Annotated in this window: 15 protein-coding genes; 8 read left to right on the top strand and 7 right to left on the bottom strand. The window is 65.8% G+C overall.

The window, feature by feature from the left end; genetic code table 11:
• Window positions 1-153: 153 nt before the first annotated feature.
• The 4 genes from IFT55_RS11555 to secB form a co-directional block, all read right to left on the bottom strand.
• Window positions 154-1,785: an alpha-D-glucose phosphate-specific phosphoglucomutase gene (locus IFT55_RS11555; protein WP_446740723.1), complete on the bottom strand. Its 1,632-nt coding sequence runs from the start codon at window positions 1,783-1,785 to the stop codon at window positions 154-156.
• 120 nt (window positions 1,786-1,905) lie between these two features.
• Complete coding sequence (gene trpS / locus IFT55_RS11550; protein ID WP_192092182.1) at window positions 1,906-2,910, bottom strand: tryptophan--tRNA ligase; 1,005 nt, start codon at window positions 2,908-2,910, stop codon at window positions 1,906-1,908.
• Window positions 2,911-2,921: 11 nt separating this feature from the next.
• Window positions 2,922-4,484, bottom strand: coding sequence for a murein biosynthesis integral membrane protein MurJ (gene murJ, locus IFT55_RS11545; RefSeq protein ID WP_192092180.1), 1,563 nt, complete (start codon window positions 4,482-4,484; stop codon window positions 2,922-2,924).
• A gap of 34 nt (window positions 4,485-4,518) precedes the next feature.
• The gene (secB, locus tag IFT55_RS11540) at window positions 4,519-5,025 is read right to left on the bottom strand and encodes a protein-export chaperone SecB (protein ID WP_192092178.1); all 507 of its coding nucleotides are present in this window, start codon (window positions 5,023-5,025) and stop codon (window positions 4,519-4,521) included.
• A gap of 172 nt (window positions 5,026-5,197) precedes the next feature.
• On the opposite strand from secB, the gene IFT55_RS11535 reads away from it, so the two are divergent.
• From IFT55_RS11535 to IFT55_RS11520, 4 genes are all read left to right on the top strand, one after another.
• A complete protein-coding gene (locus IFT55_RS11535; RefSeq protein ID WP_192092505.1) occupies window positions 5,198-5,839 on the top strand; it encodes a Tim44/TimA family putative adaptor protein in 642 nt (213 codons plus the stop codon).
• Between the two features lie 4 nt (window positions 5,840-5,843).
• Entirely contained in the window at window positions 5,844-7,112 is a 1,269-nt protein-coding gene (gene mltA / locus IFT55_RS11530) for a murein transglycosylase A (protein ID WP_192092176.1), read from the top strand.
• Window positions 7,093-7,626 carry a Smr/MutS family protein gene (locus tag IFT55_RS11525; protein ID WP_342029296.1) on the top strand — a complete coding sequence of 178 codons (534 nt, stop codon included), beginning with the start codon at window positions 7,093-7,095 and terminating at the stop codon, window positions 7,624-7,626. The genes mltA and IFT55_RS11525 overlap by 20 nt, the downstream gene beginning before the upstream one ends.
• 275 nt (window positions 7,627-7,901) lie before the next feature.
• The gene (locus tag IFT55_RS11520; RefSeq protein ID WP_192092174.1) at window positions 7,902-8,690 is read left to right on the top strand and encodes a hypothetical protein; all 789 of its coding nucleotides are present in this window, start codon (window positions 7,902-7,904) and stop codon (window positions 8,688-8,690) included.
• 64 nt (window positions 8,691-8,754) lie between these two features.
• Here the strand turns inward: IFT55_RS11520 and IFT55_RS11515 are convergent, their stop codons facing one another.
• Window positions 8,755-9,207 (bottom strand): DnaJ domain-containing protein, encoded by a 453-nt coding sequence (locus IFT55_RS11515; RefSeq protein ID WP_192092172.1) that lies wholly within the window; start codon window positions 9,205-9,207, stop codon window positions 8,755-8,757.
• Window positions 9,208-9,333: 126 nt separating this feature from the next.
• Between IFT55_RS11515 and IFT55_RS11510 the strand changes: the two genes are divergently transcribed.
• Window positions 9,334-10,077, top strand: a complete 744-nt coding sequence (locus IFT55_RS11510; protein WP_192092168.1) for a WecB/TagA/CpsF family glycosyltransferase — start codon at window positions 9,334-9,336, stop codon at window positions 10,075-10,077.
• Window positions 10,078-10,176: 99 nt separating this feature from the next.
• Window positions 10,177-12,192, top strand: coding sequence for a cellulase family glycosylhydrolase (locus IFT55_RS11505; RefSeq protein ID WP_192092166.1), 2,016 nt, complete (start codon window positions 10,177-10,179; stop codon window positions 12,190-12,192).
• Window positions 12,193-12,469: 277 nt separating this feature from the next.
• On the opposite strand, the gene IFT55_RS11500 is transcribed toward IFT55_RS11505, so the two are convergent.
• Window positions 12,470-14,428: an acyltransferase family protein gene (locus IFT55_RS11500; protein ID WP_192092164.1), complete on the bottom strand. Its 1,959-nt coding sequence runs from the start codon at window positions 14,426-14,428 to the stop codon at window positions 12,470-12,472.
• 112 nt (window positions 14,429-14,540) lie between these two features.
• Entirely contained in the window at window positions 14,541-14,711 is a 171-nt protein-coding gene (locus tag IFT55_RS11495) for a hypothetical protein (protein ID WP_192092163.1), read from the bottom strand.
• 200 nt (window positions 14,712-14,911) lie between these two features.
• Between IFT55_RS11495 and IFT55_RS11490 the strand changes: the two genes are divergently transcribed.
• Both IFT55_RS11490 and IFT55_RS17700 read left to right on the top strand, forming a co-directional pair.
• Window positions 14,912-15,901, top strand: a complete 990-nt coding sequence (locus IFT55_RS11490) for a glycosyltransferase family 2 protein (protein WP_192092161.1) — start codon at window positions 14,912-14,914, stop codon at window positions 15,899-15,901.
• Between the two features lie 109 nt (window positions 15,902-16,010).
• Window positions 16,011-16,391, top strand: coding sequence for an NAD(P)-dependent oxidoreductase (locus IFT55_RS17700; RefSeq protein WP_342029295.1), 381 nt, complete (start codon window positions 16,011-16,013; stop codon window positions 16,389-16,391).
• Window positions 16,392-16,699: the final 308 nt, after the last annotated feature.

Below are 16,699 nucleotides of genomic sequence, written 5' to 3'. Positions count from 1 at the left end.
ACCGCGATGGTCGACTTGCTGCGCCGTGGGTCGGTGTTTGCCGGGGCGGCGTTCGGGTGCGGGAAGGAAGAACTGATTCACGCGAAGGCGCGGAGACGCGAAGGGGTTGCGCCATCGGCAACGCCTTCGCGCCTTCGCGCGGAACCGACCTGCTTACGTGATGACGTCCGGCTCGTTCCGTCCGGTATGCTCGCGGATCGACGCGAGGGTTTCGGCGGCTGCCACCAGCGGAGCCAGCGCATCGGCGGTCTGCTGGTCGAGGTCGCCGTCCACGGGTTCGTAGCGTTCGATATACACGCGCAGCGTCGCGCCCTGCGTCCCCGTACCCGACAGGCGGAACACGATCCGCGACCCGTCGACGAACAGGATGCGGACGCCTTGGTTGCGGCTGACCGATCCGTCGGTGCTGTCGTGATAGGTGAAGTCGTCGGCGGTCGATACGGTCAGGGCACCGATCGCGGTGCCGGGCAAGGTCGCCAGCCGATCGCGCAGCGCGGTCATCAACGCGTCGGCGCCTTCCTGTGCGACGCCTTCATAATCATGACGGGCATAATAGTTGCGGCCGAAGCGCGACCAGTGCGCAGTCATGATCTCCACCACCGGCAACCGGCGGACGGCTAGGATGTTGAGCCACAGCAGCACTGCCCATACGCCGTCCTTCTCGCGAACATGGTCGGAGCCGGTGCCCGCGCTTTCCTCACCGCAGATCGTGACCAGTCCGGCGTCGAGCAGGTTGCCGAAGAACTTCCAGCCGGTGGGCGTTTCGTACAGCGGTATGTCCAGCGCCTGCGCCACCCGGTCGGCGGCGGCGGAGGTCGGCATCGACCGGGCGATGCCCGCGATGCCCCCGGCATAGGCAGGCGCGAGATGTGCGTTGGCGGCCAGTACCGCCAGCGAATCGGACGGGGTCACGAAGATGCCGCGCCCGATGATGAGGTTACGGTCGCCGTCGCCGTCCGACGCTGCGCCGAAATCGGGCGCATCGTCGGCCATCATGCGTTCGTAGAGTTCGTGCGCGTGGACCAGATTGGGGTCGGGATGATGCCCGCCGAAATCGGGCAGCGGTTCGGCGTTGACGACCGAACCCGCCGCCGCACCCAGCCGGCGTTCGAGTATCTCCGTCGCATAGGGGCCGGTGACGGCGCTCATCGAATCGAACGACAGGCGGAACCCGCCCGCGATCATCGCGCGGATCGCGTCGAAATCGAACAGCGTCTCCATCAGGTCGGCATAGGCGGCGACCGGATCGATCACTTCCACCGTCATCGCGTCCACCGTGGTTTCGCCAAGGCGGTCGAGGTCGACCGTGCCGGCATCCGATAGGCGGTAGCGATCGATCACCAGCGTGCGGGCATGCAGCGCGTCGGTGAAGCTTTCGGGGGCGGGGCCGCCATTGGCGACGTTATACTTGATTCCGAAATCCTCGTCCGGCCCGCCGGGGTTGTGGCTGGCCGACAGGACGAGCCCGCCGATCGCGGCGCGGCTGCGGATGACGTGCGACGCGGCGGGAGTGGACAGGATGCCGCCCTGTCCGACGATCGCGCGCGCGAAGCCGTTGGCGGCGGCCATGCGGATCGCGGTCTGGATGACGTCGCGGTTCAGGTAGCGCCCGTCACCGCCGATCACCAGCGTCGCGCCGTCCTTGTCCTCGACCACGTCGAACACCGACTGGATGAAGTTTTCGGCATAATGCGGCTGCTGGAACACCCGCACTTTCTTGCGCAGGCCCGACGTGCCCGGCTTCTGGTCGGTAAAAGGCGAAGTTTCGACGATGGTTACGGCCACGATCATCCCCCTGTGAAATCGGGGGCGGTGTAGCGCAGGAACGGACGGGCTTGAACCGTCATCTTCGATGAAGGACCCGCCCGGCTCAGCGGCCGTTCGGGAACTCGCGAAGGCAGGCGGTCAGACCTGCAACCCCACCGCGCGCTGCGCCGCGAGCAGCGTCGGTCGCACCAGCGCTTCCGCCTTCGCCGCGCCGCGCGCCAGCGTCGTGCCCACCGCGTCGCGATCATCGAGCAGTGCGACCAGCCGGTCGCGGATCGGTCCCAGCGTCGCCACCGCCAGATCGGCGAGCGCGGGTTTGAACTGGCCGAATCCCTGTCCGGCGAACCGGTCTAGCACCGACTGCGGTGCTTCGTTGGCCAGCGCGGCGAAGATGGTGACGAGGTTGCGCGCCTCCGCCCGTCCGGCCAGCCCGGCGAGATCGCCCGGCAACGGTTCGGGATCGGTCTTCGCCTTGCGGAACTTGGTCGCGATCAGGTCGTCGGTGTCGATCAGGTTGATCCGGCTCATGTCCGACGGGTCCGACTTGGACATCTTCGCACTGCCGTCGCGCAACGACATGATGCGCGGCGTGTCCTCCGGGATCATCGGTTCGGGCAGGGGGAACAGGTCGACGCCGAAGTCGAGGTTGAACTTGGTCGCGATATCGCGCGCCAGCTCCAGATGCTGCTTCTGGTCCTCGCCCACCGGGACATGCGTCGCGCGATAGCCGAGAATGTCGGCGGCCTGCAGCACCGGATAGGTGAACAGCCCGACGCTGGCGCCCTCACGGTTCTTGCCCGCCTTGTCCTTCCACTGCGTCATGCGGTTGAGCCAGCCGACGCGGGCGGTGCCGCCCAATATCCATGCCAGCTCGCTGTGCGCCGGGACGCGTGCCTGATTGAACAGGATCGACCGGTCGGGATCGATCCCGGCGGCGAGCAGCGTGGCGGCCATCTCGATCGTGTTCGATGCCAGCGTCGCCGGATCGATGCTGACGGTCAGCGCGTGAAGATCGGCGAGAAAGAACAGGCAGGTATCGTCCGCGCCCATGCTGTCCTGCAATCGCACCCAGTTGCGGATCGCGCCCAGATAATTGCCGAGGTGAAGATTGCCGGTGGTCTGGATGCCGGACACGACGCGCATGGGAAGTTCCTTCAAGCGGCGCGCCGCCGCAGCAGCGCGCGAAGATCGGCCAGCCGGAACGCTCCGGTGGCAAGACAGGCAAGGGCATAGACGACGCAGCCCGCGCCGACGAGGGCGCCCATGCCGATGACGCGGGTCAGCACCGCGCCGGTGGTCCATGGCGCGACCAGCCGGTCGGCAAAGAACAGCGCGACCCCCATCATCAGCGCGGCGGCGGCGAAGCGCGGCAGCCGGTGGGTCAACTGGCGATCGAGCGCAAAATGTCCGCGCCGGCGCAGCGCGACATACAGCATCGCGACGTTGATCCATGCGGCGACGGCGGTCGCGAGCGGCGGACCGACATGCGCGATCGTCGGGATCAGCGCGAGGTTGAGCACGATGTTGACGACGATCGACCACATCGCGAACCGCACCGGCGTCCGGGTGTCCTCCCGTGCATAGAAGCCCGGCGTCAGCACCTTGATCAGCACATAGGCGGGCAGGCCGAGCGAGAAGGCGGCAAGCGATTGCGCGCAGCGGATCGTATCGTCGGCACCGAACGCGCCATGCTGGAACAGCGCGCGGATGATCGGTTCGGCGACGGTCAGGAAAGCGATCGTCGCGGGCAGGGTGAGCAGCAGCGCGAGTTCGATCCCGCGATTCTGCGTGTCCATCGCCCCGGCATCGTCCTTGCGCCCCAATTGCCGCGAGATGGTGGGAAGCAGGATCGTGCCGAGACCGATACCGATCAGCCCCAGCGGCAACTGGTTCAGCCGGTCGGCATAATAGATGTACGAGATCGATCCTTCGTCGAGCAGCTTGCCCGACAGCGCGGTCGATATGACGAGGTTGACCTGCATCGCCCCCGCGCCGGCGGCGGCGGGAACGATCAGCCGCAGCATCCGCCGCACGTCGGGCGTCAGTCGCGGACGGCGCGGCCGCAGCGATACGCCTGCCCGGTGGCAGGCGAACAGCAGCCAGCCCAGTTGCAATGCGCCGCCCGCCGTCACCGCCCATGCCTGTGCGCGGGCGGTGGCATAGGGATCGGGACCGTGAAACCACAGCAGCGCCACCACCATCGCGACGTTCAGCAGGATCGGCGCGGCGGCGTTGACCCAGAACTTGTCCAGCGAATTGAGGATCGCGCCGAGCAGCGAGACGATCGATATCAGCAGCAGATAGGGGATCGTGATCCGCGACAGCGTGACGGCATAGGCGAATTGTTCGGGTGCCGGATCGTTGAACCCGCCCGACAGCAGGTAAGTGAGCGGCCATGCGGCGACCAGCATCGCCGCCGTGGCGAGGATCAGCACGGGCAGCAGCACCGACAGCACCGCCTGCGCAAAGGCGAGGCCGGCGGGCAGGCCGTCGCCTTCGGCCACCTTGCGGTTGAACATCGGCACGAAGGCCGCGTTGAATGCGCCTTCGGCGAACAGCGCGCGGAACATGTTGGGCAGGCGGAAGGCGACGAGGAACGCATCGGATGCGAACCCCGCGCCGACATAGGTCGCCTGAAGCGAGTCGCGACCCAGTGCGAGGACGCGGCTGGCCAGCGTCAGCCCGCCGACCGATCCGAGCGATTTCGCCAGTTTCATGAAGTTACCGGCTCAATCGCTCGGAGAGCGTCGGTCAGGCGTGGCCGACCACTTCGCCCAGCGCGCCGGCCTGACCATTGGCCTGCGACAGGTACAGCTGCGCGAAATCGATCGGTTCGAGCATCAGCGGCGGGAACCCGCCGTCGCGCACCGCGTCGGCCAGCACGCGGCGGGCGAAGGGGAACAGGATACGCGGCGCTTCGCCCAGCAGGAACGGCTGAAGATGCTCGTCGGGAATGTTGCGCAGGCCGAACAGCCCGGCGAACGACAGATCGACCAGATACATGACCTGCCCTTCGATCTCCGCGCGCGCCTCGATCTTCAGCACGACCTCGTGGACGCCGTCGCCGACCTGGCCCGCACCGATATTGAACTGGACGTCCAGCTTCGGCTGGCCCGCGATCTGGTACACGCCCGGCGCGCCGGGGTTCTCGAACGACAGGTCCTTGACGTACTGCGTCAGCACGTTGACCGCCGGCTGGCTGTCGTCGCCGTTCAGGAAAGCGTCGTCAGCGGGCGCGCCGCCATTTTGTTCGTCCATTGCCGCATCCTTGCGAAATCGGGCGGAAAGCTTTGTGGCCTGCCGCGTTTCAGGTTGTCGGCGCGCCTAGCAGCCGCTTGACCCTGTTTCAACGGCTGGACAGGCGGCAGGTGGTTTGAAACCTTCATCGATCGCGCCTATGTTCCGTCGATTGGAAGGAAGTGTAGGCATGGTGGTCTTTGTCGTCCTGCTCGCGTTAGTCACGGCGTTTCTCGCGCTGCGGCTCTATGCGGTACTCGGAAAGCGGACGGGGCACGAGCCGTTGCCTCGCCCGGCCGAGGAACGAGTCGGCCAGCCGCCGGTGGCGCGCACGATCGAGGTCGCGGCCGAACCCCGCGAGGTCGGTCCGCGCCATGTCGAGCGTGGTGCCGAATCGGGCCTGCGCGCGGTGATCGCCGCCGATCCGACGTTCGACGTCGCTCAGTTCGTCGAAGGCGCGAAATCGGCATACCGCATGATTCTCGAAGCCTTCTGGAAGGGCAACGAGGAGACGCTGGAATGGCTGACCGAGCGCGACGTGCGCGCCGCGTTCGCCGAAGCGATCGCCCAGCGCAACGCGGCAGGCCATGTTCTCGACAATCGGCTGGTATCGATCGAACGTGCGATGGTGACCGAAGCGAGTGTGGAAGCCGGTGTAGCGCGCATTTCGGTGCGGCTGGACGCGGATATCGCGTCGATCACGCGTGATGCCGACGGCAACCTGATCGCCGGGTCGTTGTCCGATGCGGTCGAGACGCATGACGTATGGACGTTCGTGCGCGCGCTTAAGAGCAGCGATCCGAACTGGAAGCTCGCCGACACCGACGAAGCCTGAGTCGATGCACAGGGGGGTAGGCGCGGCGCTGACCGCATTGCTGCTGGCTGGCTGTTCCAATTCGATCGTCCCGCGCGGGGTCGATTCGGTTTCGACGGTGCCGCAGCGGTCGGTAACGGCGGCCGGTGTCCCGGTGCGCCAGCCTACCGCTGCGACCCCGTTGCCACCGATCACGGGCGCACCCGCCCTGGCCGGCGCGGCGACGGCGCTGGCCAGCGGGATCGTTGCCGGACCGCCGGTCGCCGGGCTGCCGATCTCGGCGGACGCGGCCGCTCGTGCGTTGGGATCGTTCCGCACGAGTTGCCCTTCGCTGGTCCGTCGAGTGGATGCGACCGGGCTAACGCGGGGAGCCGACTGGCAACCCGCCTGCGATGCGGCGCGTACGACGGCCGATCGCGACGCGACGGCGTTCTTTGCCCGCTGGTTCGAAGCGGTGCAGGTCGGCGATGGCAAGGCGTTCGCCACCGGCTATTATGAACCGGAAATCCACGGCTCGCGCACGCGGCGCAGTGGCTATGAAGTCCCGGTCTATGGCGTCCCGGCCGATCTGGTCGAAGTCGACCTTGGCCTGTTTTCGACCGACCTGAAGGGGCGGCGGGTGCGCGGACGCGTTGATGGGACGCGATTCGTGCCCTATTTCGATCGTACCGCGATCGAGCAAGGCGCACTGGCCGGCCGCAATCTCGAAATCGCATGGGCGGCCGATGCGGTCGAAATGTTCTTTCTGCAGGTGCAGGGGTCGGGTCGGTTGCGGTTGCCCGACGGCGGCGTGATGCGGATCGGCTATGCCGGGCAGAACGGACGCGACTATACCGGCATCGGCAAGCTGATGCGCGACCGCGGGTTGCTGGCGCCGGGACAGGCGTCGATGCAGGGGCTGATGGCGTGGCTGCGCGCGCATCCCGAAGAGGGACGCGCGATCATGCGCGAGAACAAGAGCTTCGTCTTCTTTCGTGAACTGACCGGGGCGGGGCCGCTGGGCGCGATGGGCCATCCGGTGGTCGGACAGACGAGCGCCGCCGCCGATCCGAAATTCGTGCCGTTGGGCGCACCGGTGTTCCTGTCGATGGATCGTACCGATGCGACCGGATTGTGGGTCGCGCAGGATACCGGCGGAGCGATCAAGGGTGCCAACCGGTTCGATACCTTCTGGGGCGCGGGGGACGATGCCCGTGCGATCGCCGGCGGCATGTCCGCGCGTGGCACGTCGTTCCTGCTGTTGCCGCTGGGCACGCTCGCGCGGTTGAAGTCCGGTGCCGCCCCGGCGCCTTGACCCCGGCGAGGCGGCGCTGTGGGCAAAGGTGATGGCGGGCGTCCGGCCGCTGCATCCGTCGCGTCCGACCGGCGGGACGCCGACTTCCCCCGCGCCCAAGCCGTTGCCCGCCCGGCCGATGCCGCGACCCGGCGCGGTCGTCACCGCACCCATCCGCGCGCCGCGCCAACCGGGACCGCATCTCGACGGCAGTTGGGATCGACGGCTGGCCCGGGGCGTGGTGTCGCCCGATACGACCGTCGATCTGCACGGGCATAGTCTTGCGTCCGCACATGCATTGCTCAATCGCGCGCTGGGCGAGGCCATCGCGGCCGGTGCGCGCGTGCTGCTCCTCATCACCGGCAAACCGCGCGTCGACGCGGGCAAAACCGCCGGTCGGGGCGCGATTCGTGCTGCGGTGCACGACTGGATCGGTGCCTCCGCGCATGCCGACCATATCGTGTCGATCCGGACCGCCCACCCCCGTCATGGTGGCACCGGGGCCCTGTATCTGATCCTTCGCCGACCCCGCTAAGCTACGGACGAAACACCGGTTTTTGTGCCATAATGGTGCAGTGCGACGAACCGTTGCATAACGGCGCTATGTTTCCGTGCGAACCCGGGAACGATCTGGTTATCAAAGAGTAAATGCCTCGGTCGCCACATGGCGTCGCGAATGAACCGGGGGCCATCACCATCGGAATGCCGTTTCGCCGCACTGCGGGGGGAGGCGGAATCGAGCGGTGCGGGTCGGGGGTATGCCATGTCGGCTGCGTCCCGTGCCACCCGGGCATGTTGGAGGATATACGCATGGCTTTCCGCAATAACGATACGCTCATCAGCACGGCCAACACCCAGATCGTCGCCGCCAACGGCACGGACGACACCTATGTCGCGGACGGCGCAACCGCGTTCGTGATCGAGGCCGGTGCCGTGGGCGATGATACGCTCATCGGTTTCACCTCGAACGATTCGCTGATCAACACCGTCAAGATTTTCGACGGCAACAACGATGGTTTCGTCCAGTTCGGCCCGAACGGCGTGCTCGACATCGATCGGACCGCGCGCAACAATCCGGGTAACGATCAGCTCCAACTCGTCGGCAGCGCAGCCGATGTTCTTGAGCTCCGCTATCTCGGCGCCAAGGGCGGCCAGCACGTCTATGCCGATTCGGCCACGCTGAAGAACCTGTGGACGCCGTTCGGTGCGAACAACGTCATCGAAGGTGACGTCAGCGACGACACGTTCGACCTGTCGGGCGGCGCGCGCGTGCTGCTGCATGACAACGCACTGGGTCTGAACCTTGGCGGTGACACGATCACCAACTTCGGCAACGACGATCTGCTCGTCACGACCAGCCAGCTGTTCGACCGCGACAACAGCGGCGTGGTGACGTTCGGTTCGAACCAGGTGCTCGACACGTCGGGTGCCGAAGGTCCGTCGGCAAGCGATCCGTCGACCGGCCCGGGTGGTCAGCTCGATTTCAACAGCCCGGACGACCTGTCGGTCACGTTCCTGGGTTCGAACGAAATCAACGGCGTGACCTATTACTACTATGGTTCGGCCGACACGACGGTGTCGCCGTTCGCCGGCGAATGATCGTCTGATCTTCGCAGTGAAGTGAGAACGGGGTCCGGTGCCGCAAGGTGCCGGGCCCTTTTTTCTATCGGATCACGACCGCCGGTCGGGCCTGTGCCACCAGCATGGCGGTACGCTTCGCCCGTTGCCATTCGAGGAGGTCCGGGCTCAGCGCAACGCAGACGATCGTTAGCGCCGCTGCGGCCCAGCCCATGTCGATCGCGACGCGCGCCGCATTGCTGCGATGCGGACGCCCGGCGATCGCGATCGTGGCTTTTCGCCGTTCACCCTGCCGCCGTTCCGCGCCCGGCGGAACCGGATCGGCGGTGCGGCGGCGGTCGTGCTGCCGCCGGCGTTCGGGGTGCGACAGGGTGCGATAGGCCGCGATGATTTCGGCCGCGCGCGCCGCTGCATCGGCTTCGGGCGCGATGTCGGGATGCCATCGACCTATCAACCGTCGGAACGCGCTGCGGATCTGCGCGTCGTCCGCTCCACGATCGACCATCAGTATCGTATAGGGATCGGCCGTTGCCGCCATCGTCCGCCTCGATTGACTATCGAACAAGGGCATTGCTACGGGACTGGTTGCGGTGCGGTTGAGCAGCAGGCTTAGCGCGATGTTCACCGTATTGCCCGACGGGCACGAATGCGGACGGGGCGAATGATGGACCGGGTGGATACGAGCAGGATCGGACCGGTCGACGTCGCGGTACTGACCGAACGCAACGCGATCGACGCGATCGACGACCGGATTTCGGCAGGCGGCGGGCAGATCGTGACGTTCTGCAACGCGCACAGCGTCAATCTCGCGCGCGACGTGCCGCCACTGGCCGATGCCTATGCCGACAGCCTCGTGCTGAACGACGGGATCGGGGTCGATGTCGCGCGACGGCTGCTGTACGGCGCACCGTTTCCGGCCAATCTGAACGGCACCGATTTCATGCCGGCTTTCCTGTCGGGCAGTGCGCACGACCTGCGCATGTTCCTGTTGGGTAGCGAACCGGGTGTCGCGGGACGTGCCGCCGATATTTTCGCCCGCGATTATCGTCGGCACCGGGTGGTCGGCGTGCAGGACGGATATTTCGATCCGTCGCGCGAAGAGACGATCGTGGATACCATCGCGCGCAGCGGCGCCAATCTGGTCATCGTCGGCATGGGCCAGCCGCGGCAGGAGCTGTTCGCCGCACGCCATGCCGAACGGATCGGCGCCACCATGATCTGTGTCGGCGCGTATATGGACTTCGTATCGGGCAATTTCGCCCGTGCGCCCGAATGGATGCGGCGCGTGCGGCTGGAATGGCTGTTCCGGCTGGGGCTGGAGCCGACGCGACTGTTCCACCGCTATGTCATCGGCAATCCGCGGTTCCTGCGCGACGTTTTGCGGGACCGTGCGCGGAAAACGCGATGAACGCGATTTTAAACTAAACCCGCAACAGAATATCGATATGCCACAAAGCATAGAGTGAACCCAGAGGTCGCGAACGGGCGGCGGGACGGGGTCTTCACAATGCTTGGCATCAATCTATCGGGCGCCGAATTCGGCAAGAACGATACCTATGGCTTCGACTATATCTATCCTGCGGCGAAAGACCTGAGCTTTTACGCGCAACAGGGAATCACGCTCGTCCGCCTGCCGGTGAAGTGGGAACGGCTGCAACCCGACCTCGGTGGCGAACTGGACAAGGCCGAACTGTCCCGGCTGGTCAAGTTCCTCGACAATGCCGAGAAGGCCGGCGTCAAGGTCATCATCGACGTCCATAATTACGGCCGGTACGACGGCAAGGCGATCGGCACCAGCGCGGTACCGATCGAGAAGTTCGCCGATTTCTGGGCAAAGATGTCCAGCGCAGTCGGCTCGAAGCCGGCCGTACAGGGCTATGACCTGATGAACGAGCCGCACGGCATGCCGAACAAGCTGGCATGGCCGCAGGCGGCGCAGGCCGCCACCGATGCGATCCGTGCGCTGGGCGACACCAACACCATTTTCGTCGAGGGCGAACAATGGGCCAACGCAGCCAACTGGGCGGCGAACAACCCCAATCTCGACATTCACGACCCGCTCGACAACCTCGTCTACGAAGCACACCTGTATCTCGACAAGAACGGATCGGGCACCTACGCGGGCAGCTATGACCAGGAAGGCGCGACGGCCGATCTGGGCGTCCGCCGCTTGAAGGGGTTCGCGACGTGGCTGGAAGAGCGCGGCGCAAAGGGCTTCATCGGCGAATTCGGCGTACCGTCGGACGATCCCCGCTGGCAGGTCGCACTCGACAATCTGCTGGGTGCGATGAACGACTATGGCATTTCGGGCACCTATTGGGGCGCCGGTCCGTGGTTCAACGGCTATAATGTCGGACTGATCGACAAGCTGGGCAAGCCGAAGGCGTCGCTCGACACGCTGCTCGCACGACTGGACGACAGCCTCGACGTCGGGCTGGCGCAATTGTGGAGCGACAAGCCGGTCCTGTCGGACATGGGCGGTGCAGCTCGTGGGGCATTGATGGGCGATGCCGGGGCCAATGTGCTGACCGGCGGTGCGGGCAACGACATCCTCGATGGCGGCAAGGGTGCCGACACGATGACCGGCGGTGCCGGCAACGACACCTATTATGTCGACAACGTCGCCGACAAGGCGATCGAGCGGGTCGGTGAGGGCCATGATCTGGTCCGCGCGTCGGTGGACTGGACGCTGGCCAACTCGTTCGAGGATCTGACGCTGGATACCGGCGCGATCCGTGGCACCGGCAATTCGCTGGCCAACCGCATCATAGGCAACGCCGCCGCCAATATCCTGAGCGGGGATGGCGGCAACGACACGCTGGACGGCGGCGCGGGCGCCGATCGCATGGCGGGGGGCAAGGGCAACGACACCTATTACGTCGACAATGTCGGCGACACGGTGAGCGAAAACGCGAACGAAGGCACCGACATCGTCGTCACGACGGTCGACTGGACGTTGTCCGGCAATGTCGAGAACCTGACGCTGACCGGCGCTGCGCTGCGCGGGACCGGTAATAGCAGCGACAATGAACTGGTCGCCAACGACCTTGGCAACTTCCTGTACGGGCTGAAAGGCGACGATCTTCTGGAAGGCGGCGCCGGTCGCGACTGGCTGGACGGCGGCGAGGGCGAGGACCGGCTGGACGGCGGCGCGGGCGATGACATCCTGATCGGCGGCGGCGGTCGCGACTGGCTGACCGGTGGCGCGGGGCGCGACACCTTCCGTCTGACATCGCGCAACGATGCCAAGATGTCGGCGATGGACCGCATTCTCGACTTTACGCACGGACAGGACGTCATCGACCTGTCCGCGGTCGATGCGAACACCAAGACGTCGGGCAACCAGGCGATGAGCTTCATCGGCAGCGCCGACTTTTCGCGCAAGGCGGGGCAGCTGCGGTACGAACAGGGCGACGGCTATACGCTGGTCGAAGTCGATGTGAACGGCGACGGAAAGGGCGATATCGGCCTTCGGCTGGAGGGCTATACCTACAAGATGGACGCCAGCGACTTCATCCTCTGAACGATCGGGGGCCGGTTACCGGCTCCACGACGACGACGAAGCAAAAGCCTGTCCTGCGAAGGCAGGCTTTTGTGGTTTGGGATGCCGCATCGTAGGAAGCGTTTCCTGCCGACGGGATCGTATGCGACTGCGGCATGCTGCCATCCGTCGGCAACGCTCCGGCGCTCCAACGTTATTGCGTTGGTTGGCTGGAACGTATCGGCGTCCGGCCCCTCGACGGCGTGCCGTGACCGGGAAGAATTGCCTTCGTCCCGTGCATGCGAACGAGCGAACGGCGCTAGATCACTGGCGACATGTTCCGCATGATCTCATCGGCCACCAAGCGCGATCCCGCGTTGGTCAGATGGTCGTCGTCGCGGAACAGAACCGAACCGCCCAGTTCCGTTTCGCAGATATCGCCTTTGCAGAACCGGCCGCGCGGCAGAACGACATGCACCCGATCGCTGGCGAACTTGGCCAGTATGCGGTCTGCTTGCGGACCCCATTCATGATCGGTCGGTTCGATGCGGTCGCACTCATCCTCGCCAAAGCCGAGTTTGGCGGCGCGGGCGAGACAGGTTGCCGGCCAGACGCTGAATTCCGGCGTCGACCCGACAAGAATGATTCGCGCATTGGGCAAGGATTTGTCGATGCGGGCCGTGATGAACCGGATCGCATCCTCGAACGTGCGATAGGCGGCGGCGCGGTCCTTCCCATTCTCTTCATAGATCCCGGGCAGGATCGACGACCAGCGCGCGCTGACCACGACGGTATCCGTATCGGGCCGACGCGCAGCCTCTGCCAGCGCCAGATCGTAGAGTTTGGCGCACTCGCCCGGATTCTTGCCGACGTGAAGATAGAGCGTGACCGGGCTGCACCCGGAAACGCTGGTCTGGCGGACTTCGAACCCGTTCTTGCCGGCATAGGATGCCAGCCCCGGCATCAGGTGATCCGCGTGCGAATCACCCCACAGCAGCACGTCATAGCCCGCCACGCGATCCGGCGCGCCGGCGGTGCAGTCCGACGGGTCGCTCAACGTACCGAGCTGGGCCGAGTGACACCGGCTGCGTCGCGGGTTGATGTCGTCGACCGCACGTTCGGCAGCCAGCACCTGTGGCGAGGCGAGGAAGCGCAGCCCCTGCGTCTGCACCAATGCCAGTCCGCCCGCGCCGAGGATCGCGAAACACGCGACGCTGGCCGACAATACCTGTCCGCGCGTCATGGTGAAGCCACCGCTCCGGCCGCGGAACGGCCGCTCGACATAGCGCAGCGACCATGCCGCCAGCGCGAACGCCGCCAGCACCGCCACGGCGGCTTCCGCGACTTCGAGCGGGCGGTTGAGCGCGATGCGCGGGAACACCAGCAACGGCCAGTGCCACAGATAGAAACTGTATGATGTCAGCCCGACGAACAGCACCGGCTTTACCGACAGCGCACGTCCGACCAGTGTCGAATGTCCCTGACCCGCATGGATCAGCAGCAGCGCGCCAAGGCATGGCGGCAACGCGGCCAGACCGGGGAACGGCGTCGCTTCGGTGTAGAGCGCCATCGGCACGACGATCAACGCGATGCCCAGTATCGCCGCCGCGTCGCACAGCTTCGCCGAACGGAAGGCGGGGATCGCGCCGACCGCGAGCAGGGCGCCGAACCCGAGTTCCCATGCGCGATAGGGCAGCAGGTAGAAGGCCTGCGACGGATCGGCCTGTACCGCCCATGTCGCGGCGAGCAGCGAGACGACGACCGTCGCCCACACGAACCCGCCCAGCATCCGCCGCCGCCCCAGCTTTACCAGCGCGACCGCGATCAGTGGCCAGACGATGTAGAATTGTTCCTCCACCGCCAGCGACCATGTATGCAGCAGCGGCTTTTCGGCGGACGCGGTGTCGAAATATCCGCTGTCCTGCCAGAAGATGATGTTCGATGCGAACAGCGCGACGCCGAACAGGCTCTTGCCATAGGATCGCAGCTCGTCGGGTGGCAGGATCACGGTCGCCGCGATCGTCGATGCGATCGCTACGACCGCGAGCGCGGGTACGATCCGCCGGAAACGCCGCTCGTAAAACCCCGCGAGCGAGAAGGTGCCGGCCTCGGCTTCGGACCGGATGATCGCGGTGATCAGGAACCCCGACAGCACGAAGAACACGTCGACGCCGACGAAGCCGCCGGGCAATGCGTTCGGAAAGGCGTGGAACAGCACCACGCCCCCGACGGCGATGGCCCGCAGGCCGTCGATGTCCGCGCGATATTGTCGTACCATGCGTCGAATCCCTGATGACGGCCGTATACCGTACATACGGAAGTCGACCGCACAATCGAGTCAAACCTGCGTTACATCCTTGGCTGGTCTGGCACAGACGGGACGGGTCGGGTCAGCGGGCGTCAAGCACGCGTGCGGCATCCAGGCCGGTCGCCGCCGCCAGCGCTCGAAGATCGTCCAGATCGTCGCGCATCGCCCGTTCGATCCGCGTCAACCGTTCCTCGATCGCCGTGAGCCTGGCCGACACTCCGTCGCGGTCGATTGTCCCCGTGTCCTGCTTCACAGCGTCCAGCCCCATTCGTACGTACCGTCTGCTCTTATTGCCGATCAGTCGTTAACATGTTGCAGGAGAAGGCAAAAAAATCCAGACTGTTCTTCTGGACGGTCGATTCCGCACCATTTGGGGACGGTGACGTACTATTTACCGGTTAGACGTGATCGTATAACGCGGCGGCATTATGTTGCGCTTGCGAAGGAATCGCCATGACCGGACTACCCCTCGTGTCGGTGGTCAGTGCGTTCTACAATCGCGGTGATCGCGTTGCGGAGTCGGTCGGCAGCATTCTGGCGCAGACCTATCCCAATCTGGAAGTCGTGATCGTCGACGACGGATCGCGCGACGACACGCTGGCGCAGTTGCAGGCGCTGGACGATCCCCGGCTGCGGATCATCACGCGGGAAAATCGCGGTTTCGTCGCATCGATCAACGAAGCGGTACGCGCCAGTCGCGGTGAGATCGTGGCGATCCACGGGTCGGGCGACCTGTCGCTGCCCGATCGCATCGCGCGTCAGGCGCAGGCGCTGATCGACGATGCCACGATCGGTGTCGTCGGATGCTGGGTCGAGAATGACGAAACGGGCGCGGAGGGCAGCCGCCTGTTCCAGGCACCGGGCGGTCTTCCATTCCATACGACGTTGTTGAAGCGTAACCTGTTTACGCATGGTGAAGCGATGTTCCGGCGTAGCCTGTATGATCGGGTCGGCGGGTATCGCGAGTTCTTTCGGTTCGCGCAGGATCGCGACCTGTGGCTGCGCATTTCGCGCTTCGCCGAGTATGCGATCGTCCCCGAAGTGCTGTACCGCCGGTACAAGCCGGAGGGGGGCGTCAGCGCCGATCCCGAAAAGCTGGTGCTGCAAGCCTATCTGTCGGATTTCGCGGTGCAATGCGCCCGCGCAGTCGACCGGGGCGAGCGCGACCCGATCGATCGGCACGGCCATCTGGCGCCGTTCCTGCGCGAGAAGCCCGAATTGTTCGCGCGCAAGCTGGCATGGTTCGGCGCGCGGTTGATGGTGCAGGGCGATGTCGAACGCGGCTGGCCGATCGTGCGCCGCGCACGGGGCGAAAGCGACAGCCGCCAGGTCCGCATGATTCACGCGCTGGCGGGCACGCATCGCAAGCCTGCGCTGTGGAACCGTATCGGCCGTCCGATGCTCGCCCGCCGCCTTGCCCAGTTCCGGCAGGCGAATAGCTGACCCCGCGCCGCGACCCCGGAGGCGGCGGTGTCCGTGGGGTAACGTTAGGGGCCACGTCACGGCTGGTGGGAGCCGTCCGGTACTGCCCAACAATCGTAGCGCGGGGTAGGTGCAGTCCGAGGCGGAACTGGGCGCGACGTGGCACGACGATCTGGACGCGATGCTGCGTGCGATCAATCTGCTGACCATCCATACCGCGCGCGATGCCAATAGTGAAAACCTGATCGACGCGCGCCGGATCGCGCCGCTGCGCCGCCACGTCTATCTCATCAACGCGTCGCGTGGCGGCATCGTCGACGAAGAGGGGGTACGGCCCGACGGTCATGGCGATGTGCGTCCGGCACGGCCGGACGGTTGCAGTGAGGAGCGCGCGGGTCGTCCGGTGCGGCCCGACGGTCGTAGCGAGGCGTACGCGCTGTCCGTTACGGCCCGAAGGTCATCGCTCGGCAAGTGCGTGCCGTCCTACGGCTCGATGGCCGTAGCGAGGTGAGCGCGCCGTCCGGTACTGCCGACGTTTGTGGCGAACAGGGGGCCGCCGTTCGACCCGGTTCGGTTCGAGGATGGTTGCCGGGAGTGCGTGTGCTGTCCGCCGCCGCACGGCGGCAGTAATATCGAGGGTGGGGACCGACTGGGCGAAGCAATGAGTTTGGTCGCGCCGTCCGGCATCCCCCCGGCGGCGCAATGAAGTTGGCGGGACCGCGCGGCACTTTCCGGTAGTATCAACAAGGAGCGCGGGCGCTGCCCGTAGCAGTAGCGAGGCCGGTCGCGCCGTCCGCCACCGCCTTGGCGGCAGTGCTG

Source organism: Sphingomonas sp. CFBP 13720 (assembly GCF_014842075.1).
GTDB lineage: Bacteria > Pseudomonadota > Alphaproteobacteria > Sphingomonadales > Sphingomonadaceae > Sphingomonas.
This window is presented reverse-complemented; position numbering and strand designations above follow the sequence as displayed.